The 8,964-nt window shown below is 60.0% G+C and carries 5 protein-coding genes; 3 read left to right on the forward strand and 2 right to left on the reverse strand.

The features are described from left to right. Nucleotides 1–694: penicillin acylase family protein (locus J4E53_RS28570; protein WP_207268244.1), on the forward strand; the 694-nt coding region annotated here is incomplete at its 5' end. A gap of 182 nt (nt 695–876) precedes the next feature. Here J4E53_RS28570 and J4E53_RS28575 read toward each other — a convergent pair. Together J4E53_RS28575 and J4E53_RS28580 are read right to left on the reverse strand one after the other, a co-directional pair. Further along, complete coding sequence (locus tag J4E53_RS28575; RefSeq protein WP_103311133.1) at nt 877–1,875, reverse strand: FecR family protein; 999 nt, start codon at nt 1,873–1,875, stop codon at nt 877–879. Between the two features lie 167 nt (nt 1,876–2,042). Beyond that, nucleotides 2,043–6,872: a dermonecrotic toxin domain-containing protein gene (locus J4E53_RS28580; protein ID WP_103311131.1), complete on the reverse strand. Its 4,830-nt coding sequence runs from the start codon at nt 6,870–6,872 to the stop codon at nt 2,043–2,045. Nucleotides 6,873–7,082: 210 nt separating this feature from the next. Between J4E53_RS28580 and J4E53_RS28585 the strand changes: the two genes are divergently transcribed. Both J4E53_RS28585 and J4E53_RS28590 read left to right on the forward strand, forming a co-directional pair. Further along, complete coding sequence (locus tag J4E53_RS28585; protein ID WP_060742248.1) at nt 7,083–8,114, forward strand: Ldh family oxidoreductase; 1,032 nt, start codon at nt 7,083–7,085, stop codon at nt 8,112–8,114. A 90-nt stretch (nt 8,115–8,204) separates the two neighbouring features. After that, nucleotides 8,205–8,918, forward strand: a complete 714-nt coding sequence (locus tag J4E53_RS28590) for a GntR family transcriptional regulator (RefSeq protein WP_003202123.1) — start codon at nt 8,205–8,207, stop codon at nt 8,916–8,918. The last annotated feature ends 46 nt before the right edge of the window (nt 8,919–8,964 follow it).

Raw genomic sequence — 8,964 nt, forward strand, 5'->3', positions numbered from 1 at the left:
CCAGGTGATGCCGGACCTGCTCGGCGCTTGCGCCGGAGACCTGGGGGGCGATGCTTCGGCATTGGCCGAGGCCTGTACCAGCCTCAAGGCCTGGGATCGCAAGGCCGGCCTGAACAGCGGTCTGGGGTTCGTGTACTTCCAGCAGATCATGGAACGGCTGCAGGCGGTGCCGGATTCATGGCGTGTTGCGTTCGATCCCAAAGACCCGCAACGCACCCCGCGCGGCCTGGCGATCGAGCGACCGCCGGTGTTCAAGGCTGTGCGCGAGGCCATGCTGGCTTCGGTGGAGGCGGTGAAGGTTGCGGGGTTGTCGAAGGACAGCCTGTGGCAAGACGTCCAGGTGGCCAGCAGCGGCAGCCGACAGACGCCGATCCACGGCGGCCCCGGGGAGTTGGGCATCTATAACGCGATCCAGAGCGTGCCGGGAGCGAACGGCAAGCGGGAGGTGGTCAGCGGTACCAGCTACCTGCAAGTGGTCACGTTCGACGGTAAAGGTCCGCAAGCCCAGGGGTTGTTGGCGTTTTCCATTTCCAGCGACCCCGCTTCACCGTACTCGGCCGACCAGACCCAGGCGTTTTCGCAGAAGCAGTGGAGTGTGCTGCCCTTCACCGAACAGCAGATCAAGGCCGATCCGTATTATCAGGCCGTGATTATCCGTGAGCGTGATGAGGCGGGCAGGGTGGCGACGCAGTAACCGCTGTTGTGCCTGCAGGCGTCATCGCGAGCAAGCTCGCTCCCACATTGGAAGTGTGGGCCGCCCCCCTGTGGGAGCGAGCTTGCTCGCGATGAAGGCGGTACATCCCAGATCGAGTCAGGCTGATCCACCGCTATCGCGAGCAAGCTTTGCTCCCACAGGGAGACTTTCAGTTCTTTCAGTTATTGGACCGGCCGCTGCCCGATGGAATTGAGCACCGGGTTGCCGTCCTTGTTCTGGGTCAGGTAGACCGGCAGGACTTTGGGCAACGAAGCCACGAGGTTCTGTACTTCGCTGATGTTGTAGACACCGCCGACACGCAGGCCGCCGGTACTGTTGTCAGCGAGCATGACGGGACGCTCAAGGTAGCGGTTGATCAACGGCAGTGCATCGCTCAGGGCGAGGTCATCCAGTACCAGCTTGCCGTTGCGCCATGCCAGCGAGCTGTCGTTCGGGGGTGTCTCGCGGACTTGGGGCTGATGATCGCCCGCCTTGTAGCTCGCCTGCATGCCCGGCGAAAGTTGCAGGCCGTTACGGGTCAGGGCCTGGTTGCTGGTGACCCTGACCGAGCCTTCCACCAGCGTGACCCACACCTGGTCCTGGTACATCCAGACGTTGAAGCGAGTACCGGTCACACGCACCTGGCCTTGGCCCGCGCGTACGACAAACGGATGCTGTTTGTCATGGCTGACGTCAAAAAACGCCTCGCCCTTTTCCAGGGTTACCCGGCGCTCGTTCTTGTAGTTGGCGAAGGTCAGCTCGCTGCCCAGGTTGAGTTCCACCTGGCTGCCGTCGCTCAGGGTGATATGGCGCACGCTCGTGCCGGCTTCGAACCGCTGATAGGAATTGGCGATCCAGTCCAGGTTCCAGCCGGTGTAGGCGGCCAGGGGCAGGCCGACGACGAACACCGCGGCAGCGACAGCCAACCGGCTCCAGCGCGACCGGGGCCTGGGCGCTGGAGTGGCGGCTGCGGCCTCGACACGCGGCAGATGATCGGCAACATCCCAGATTTCCAGCATGGCTTCGTATTCGAAAGCATGCAGGGGATCGGCATCGTGCCACTGCTTGAATGCCTGCCGTTCGGCATCGGTGCAGTCGACGGCATGCAGTCGCATGCACCAATGGGCTGCGGCATCGGTAATGGCGTCGTATTCGGCTTCCGAGAGGGTATGTTCGGTCATTGATTCGTCCTGGTTTGCCGCATTCTAACCTTCGGCATGAGCTGCCGAGAACTGCCGTCATGGCGTTTGCGCATCAATGAGCCTGTTTTTTTCGCTCAAACATCAGTCCTGGCCTACCGTCGCATACTTTGCGTGAAAAAAAGATCAACAACCCCCTCTTGTGCAACTCACGGCACGGCAAGTTGCCGGGAGGGACTCACGTCGAGTTGCCGTCCTAATTCACAAATCAATAGCGTGATCGAGTCGGCGTTGCGGAGTATGACGTCGATGCGCTTGCCCGGCAAAATCGGATCCAGAAAATCATCGCGGGCGATGTCCATGGTTTTGGCGCCAGTGATCTTCAGGATCTCCCGGGTTGTTTCTTTGTACAAAGGCAGTTGCTCAAACTTCTTGTAGGTGTTGTCTGCGCTGTCCCATTGCATGAACAGTTTGGATTTTGGGGTGGTCAACGAAAGTCCGTTGAGTTGCAGGTCATTTTGCTTGGCGTATTGCACTTGCCCTGGATAAGTCACTGTTGAAATCAAGTCGAGGAAGGGCAGTACCGCGTCCAGATAGATGATATCGAGGGTATCGAACAGCTGATGGGAGACTTCATGGATGAAGGTCGCTGCCTGGGCATGGGCGTCGACATTAAAGGTATCGGGGACGACGGCCCTGTACCAATCCAATTCCATGTCGAAGAAGAATTGTGTGAGATAGATTCTTCCAATGGCGGCCGGTTCGAGCACAAATGCAGTGGCTCTATCCTCCAGGTGTTTGAGGTGGCCGACAACGATGCGGTTCGCGTTTTGCAGTTCCCAGGTGGGATCGGCCAATGCCCGGCATATTGGCGATATCGCTGTCTCTAGTTTGCTTAGCAGACTGGCGTCGACGTTGCTGACACCAAAAAACAATTTAAGGTAGCTGTCCAGTCGGGAGCCCGGAAGAACCTGTTGTTTGAGTTGATGGAGGTTGTGGAGGGCGTTGAATGAGTAAAACCGCGCAGTCTCCAGCGCTTGCACGATTGCATTTGCCCGGTGCGGATATTTCCGGCGTATTTCCGTCATGCCTCGCGCTTCAATATTCAATGAACCTTTGGCTTTGAAGTCGCTATAGGTGATGGCCATCTTCGACCCGGCCTTGCCAAAGCGGATGGTATGGCGTTGTGGGTCGATTCCCCATGTCCGGCCATCCGGGGACTTTTTCAATAACGGTCCCTCGCCGTGTTCATGGATGATTCGCCAGGTTTGGTCGGCTTTTGCCACTTGAAAGACTTTGCCGGCCAAGGGGATATAAAGCTTGCCGTTTTCCATGGCCTTGTAAGTTCCATCAGCCAGGTTTTTTTGCAGGTTGGACAGGCTGACCCCCGTGGCTTCGAATACGCCCAGGTCGGTACGCAGTTGGCCGGTGGACGCGATGTCCTTCCAGTTGAGCGTCGACGGGACAGTTGGCAAGGCGGGTTCAACGGGATCGAGCAGGCCGAATGTATCGTCGCGATTGAGCAGGCCCAGTGAGACCATCTCGGCGGCACCGGCGATGAAGTTGTGCAAGCCGGCTTTCCAGTCATGCGCTTGCAGGGCCTCGGAAGAAGCCTTGAAGTCCTGGTAACTGTCCCACAGCGTTTCTATGAACGTCAGTTTGCCTGGCAACTGTCTTCCCACTAACCGGATGCCCGAGCTGAACAGGTGCAGGACGGTACTCCAGTCGAATTGGCGCTTGTCCTGTGCCTGGGAACCCAACAGCTCTGCCAGCAACCTCGTGTTGTCATCGAACAGCGTGTCGAGCAGGTTTGAGCGGATAGGGTTGGACCCCAGGGTCATCTCCGAAAGGCGCCCGAGTGTCGAAGCGAACAGGTTCTTGAAAATGGCTTGCTGGTCCTCGGGAAGTCGGTGGACCAGCAAATCCTGGAGCGCGCCGGGCGTGTTGAAGGCTGCGACCACACTCGCTTCGTCCTTGAATTCGGTAAAGCAATGACCTGAGTGATAAGGGGCATACAGGACAAGGGGGTTGGTTGCCTGGGCGCTCGAACCCACCAGGTAAAGCCCAAGGGCCTTGACCGCCGCCGCGCCGCCGGTCTTGATCAGTTCCACTGGGCGAAACACTGCGCTGGCGCCTTCGACCGCGCTACGGGCGATGGCGTCCGGCATGTCCAGTACCTGGCGAATCAGGTCGAATGCCTTGCTGGAGAGATGTTGCTGCAGGTGCCGGGCGTGAGCGTGTTGCAGCAGTTGCCAGGGGAGTTGTCGGCGGAACCGTCGCTTCCTTTGCAAGACCGGCGCGGCAGAGCCGGACAGCGTGTCCATGACCTGTGCTTTATAGGCGGTGGAAATATCCAATGACGATAATATTTGCCTGACCGCCATCTCGTTCAAGCCGTCAGGCAGTTTGTGCGTGGAGGTTGACGAAATCTTGAAGCCGTTTCGGGTCACATCGACATGATGCAAGGCAAAGTCGGTCAACGCGCTGGCCGGCCCCACGACGGCAAGGTTCGGTGTGATCTGGAGGGTGTCGGGGTCGAGGTTTTTTCCAGGGAAACGTGCGTCCAGTAACGCTTTGAGCTTTTTATGCACGTAGGTGCGCAATGGCTCGATACCGTCGAGATAGTCCTTGGCATCGGCATCGACCACGCTGTTCTTGTACTGTTCGAGCAGTTCGATATGCAGGCGTCGATTTTCCAGGGACGCCGTCCCGAGCCAGGCGGGCAGTGTCTGTTGTTGCCTGTTGGCTTGGGCGATGCCCACGGCGCGCTTCAGGTTGGTGGGCGCGCCTTTAGCCAGCAAGGCGTCGAGACTGTGGCGCAACGCCGATCCGCTGAGTTTCCAATCCCCGACCTTCAACGTGCTCAAGTAATTGCGCTCGCTCTTGAACTGTTCGATGAACGAATTCATCCGATTCACCAGCACATTGTCTTCCAGCAGTTCATAGGCCTGGAGTTGGTAGCGTCCGTGGGGCATGCGGTGAGCGGGCGCCAGGTTCGAGAGCCAGGCAAAGCGTTTGCGAGTGTCCAGCAGGTTTTTGTTCAGTTGCTCCGTGGCCAGGTCGACGCTCGCAAAAGCCTGTAGGCCGCCGGCGGGGGACCAGAGGATGGCCATGCCCGAGTAGGGGGTATCCAGGCCGCCGCGCTCGGTCATTAAAAAACAGTTGGGCAGGCGTAGGGAAATCACGCGCTCTTCAGTACGGCACGTCAGTTTCAACGAATAGACATCCGGTCGAAAGCCTCTGACGCCCAGGCGCTGGGTGCGGTCCGGGTAGTCGGCGTCGTAGGCGAAAACGTTCCTGATCAAGTCATGGGCGGCGGCCGGCAGCGTTGCGTCACGCTCCCTGAGTTCGGCCTCGGCGCGCAGGCCCAGTGAGAAGACGTTGGTCAGTTCAGGCAGCAGCTTGTCCAGCCCGCTGTGCAGCGAGGCCGTGTTGGCGGGCGGCAGCTTGATGAAGTGGGTGTGAAAAGCGTCTTCGACATCGGTGTAGCTCTTGATCTTCCTTTCCAGTTGGTCGGCCATGAAGTTGGACGGTCGCAGGTCTCCGTAAAACACCGGTCGTGTGCCCCAATGCCCATCGGTTTTCTGATCCAGCAGGCTTTTGTTGATCAAGGCGCGGATATCCAGCGTCTTGTCGATGAGTGAATGGAGGTTGACGTCGCCCTGGCGGGACATTTCCAACGCGTAGTGCAAGTTGTCCAGCTGTTTGGCAATGATCGCGTCAGCCAGGGATTCGGCCACTGGCAAGTTCACCGATTCGCCCGACACTTGAGGTTGGTCGAAGCGCAGAAAACGGTTGCGTTCTTCCAGGCTCAAGAGGTTGTAGAGCGCTTGCCCGGGCTCGACTGTGGCGGCGGGCTTGAGCAGCGCATCCTTGAAACCCAGGTAGTTGGCGACCTTCTGCAGGCCGTGGCTGGGGGTGTAGAGATAATGATCCTTGCCGCTGATCATCAACGAACCCGCCAGCTCGACAAAACGCGGTGCATATTCCCAGAGGCGAATCGTTTCGATGAACAGCAGTGGCTCTTCCCGGCGCGAAGGCCTGAACAGTCGAAGCAGCTCCTGGCTTTGGGCTTGGGTCAGTTGTCCTTTTTCGCGCTCGATCAGGATCGCGGCCCGCAGCGCGTCACGAATGACCCGGGCAAGAAAGTGGCGGCGCGACAGGTGGAAGGGGCTGTTCGCCTCCCAGTAGGCACTGATGCATTGGCTGAGTCTGGGGATCAGGTTCCTGGCCGTGGCCTTGATGATGTCTTCCCATTGTTGCGCCGTGTGCGCGCTCGTACCGGGGTGCGTCAGGTCGACGTCATGGCCGGCAGGCCAACCCTGATGGTGGAAGTACACCAGCACGGCGTCGCTCAGCGCAATGCTCTCAGTCACCGGGATTGCCAGGGTGTCGCCCAGTGGGGGCCCTTTGCGCAACGCCACGCGGGCCTGTCGTTGATCGAAGTTGGGAAGCCGCTCGTTCAATGCCTGGTCAAGCATCGAGGTCAGTGTGGGCAGTTTGATCAGCTCATCCACCATGGCCAGGGCATTGAGGCGCTGGGCGTATTCGATGGATTCGATCTGCGCCTTGAAAACGTCTTCGTTGATGATCTGGCTGGTTCGTGTGATGTCGGTCGTGCTGTTCAGTTCGCTGCGCTGGGAAATCGACAGGTAGCGAAACAGATCGTCGCGCCCCGCGGTGTCCTGCAGCATTTCATCGATCTTGTTTTCGAGGGCTTGCGGGTCGTTGAACTGGGTGATCCCCCCGTCCGGCGTGTAAAGGAACGCAGACTTGTGGTCGGTTCCGTCGGTATCTGGCAGGGCCCTGAGGGTAAAGCAGCCGGCCAATGGAATCGGCGCCTTGTTCTCGGCCTGGAGCAGAATCGTTTCGGCGGACATCGGCGGTATCTGCGCCGCGCGTTGCGCATGGCTGGGCAGGGAGACATGGTGCAACCAGTCGAGATCGGCCTGGGTCAGCCCGTGGGGAGCGGTCAATTGGTCCAGGCGAGTGGCGTTCAATACCTCGGGAAATAGCAGTGGCGTGGTTTCAGTGGTCATCGTTGCTTCTCGATCAAGGCGCCGTGAATGGGGCGCGAGCGCTCAGACTAGGCAACGATGGGTGGGCGAAGGTGGTACATAGTTATTGCACGCCGGGCTTCTTTGATCTGCGGTGGGGAAGGATTGACAGCGCGCGCCTGAAACAGTGTTTAATCACCGGGCGGGTCCTTTACGCTGTTGCTACCTCCAACAATCATTCCGGAGCTTCAGATGTCTGCGCCATCCGATCATGCCGCTTCTTGCACCCTGTCCTTCGATGCTCTGGTGAGCTTGCTGGAGAAAATTTTCCTGCGTCATGGCACGTCGACCGAAGTCGCCCGGTGCCTGGCTGAAAACTGCGCCGGGGCCGAGCGCGACGGTGCCCATAGCCATGGGGTGTTTCGCCTTCCCGGTTACGTCTCGACGCTGAACAGCGGCTGGGTCAACGGCAAGGCCGTGCCGGTAGTCGAAGACGTGGCGTCAGGGTTCGTCGCGGTGGATGCCGGGAATGGCTTTGCCCAGCCAGCCCTGGCTGCCGCGCGGCCACTGCTGGTGGAAAAAGCCCGCAGCGCCGGTATCGCCGTCCTGGCCATTCGCAACTCCCATCACTTTGCGGCGCTCTGGCCGGATGTCGAGCCGTTTGCCTACGAAGGCCTGGTGGCGTTGAGCGTGGTCAACAGCATGACCTGCGTGGTGCCCCATGGCGCGGACCGGCCACTGTTCGGCACCAATCCCATTGCCTTCGCCGCGCCGCGGGCCGACGGTGAGCCGATTGTCTTCGACCTGGCCACCAGCGCCATCGCCCACGGTGACGTACAGATTGCTGCGCGCAAGGGCGAGTTGTTGCCGCCAGGCATGGGCGTGGACAGCCTTGGCCAACCGACCCGCGACCCCAAGGCGATTCTCGAAGGCGGAGCGCTCCTGCCGTTCGGCGGGCACAAGGGCTCGGCGCTGTCGATGATGGTCGAGTTGCTGGCGGCGGCCCTGACCGGGGGTAACTTTTCCTTCGAGTTCGACTGGAGCAATCATCCGGGCGCCAAGACGCCGTGGACCGGCCAGTTGTTGATCGTGATCGACCCCAGCAAGACCGCCGGGCAAGACTTCGCCGAGCGCAGCCGGGAACTGGTCAGGCAGATGCATGGCGTCGGGCTGCGGCGGTTGCCGGGAGATCGTCGTCATCGCGAGCGCAGCAAGGCCAATGAGCAGGGGATTAGCCTGGACGAGCAGACTTTGGCGCAGTTGCGGGAATTGGCGGGCATTTGAACCACCGGCTTTTATCAAGGCCTTGCACTGCCGTGACACGTTGCGCCAAGCCTTCTACTATGACGGCTTCTTTTCTCTGGAATCGCCTGGATGAGTAAGCCCGGCCAAACGGTGCTGGTTGCGCTGCGCAAGATGATCGCCTCGGGTGAGCTGGCCGCTGGCGAGCGCTTGATGGAAATTCCCACGGCTGAGTTGTTCGGCGTGTCGCGCATGCCGGTGCGCATGGCGTTTCGCACCCTGGAGCAGGAAGGGTTGCTGGTGCGCTTTGGCGGGCGAGGTTTTCAGGTGCGTTCGGTCAGTGCCGAGCAAATCGCCGGGGCTGTGGAGGTACGTGGTGTGCTGGAGGGCCTGGCGGCACGGCAGACGGCCGAGCATGGCTTGTCTGAAGAAGCGCGCGCGATACTCGAACAATGCCTGGTGCAGGGGGATGAACTGTTCGCCAAGGGTTATGTGACCGAGGATGACCTGGAGGTCTATCACGATCTCAACATGCGCTTTCATCAGGTGATCGTCGAAGGTAGCCACAACCCGGCGATCGCCGACGCCCTGGCTCGCAACGATCATCTGCCTTTCGCTTCAGTCACCGCCCTGGCGGTGGATCGCCAGAACATGGCCGGCGAGTTTCGCCGCTTCAACTATGCCCACATGCAACACCATTCGGTGTTCGACGCATTGATCAATCGCCAGAGCGGCCGTGCCGAGGCGATCATGCGCGAGCATGCCAATGCGACCCTGCGCTACGCCGAAGTGTTCGGCTCGACGCTGGCTGACGAGCGGATGACAGTGATTCTGCGTTCGGAGTAGCTCGCCCGGCAGAATTTCTCTTACCCAGATCCCTTGTGGGAGCGAG

This window comes from Pseudomonas sp. FW305-28, assembly GCF_017351395.1.
Lineage (GTDB): Bacteria > Pseudomonadota > Gammaproteobacteria > Pseudomonadales > Pseudomonadaceae > Aquipseudomonas > Aquipseudomonas fluorescens_AA.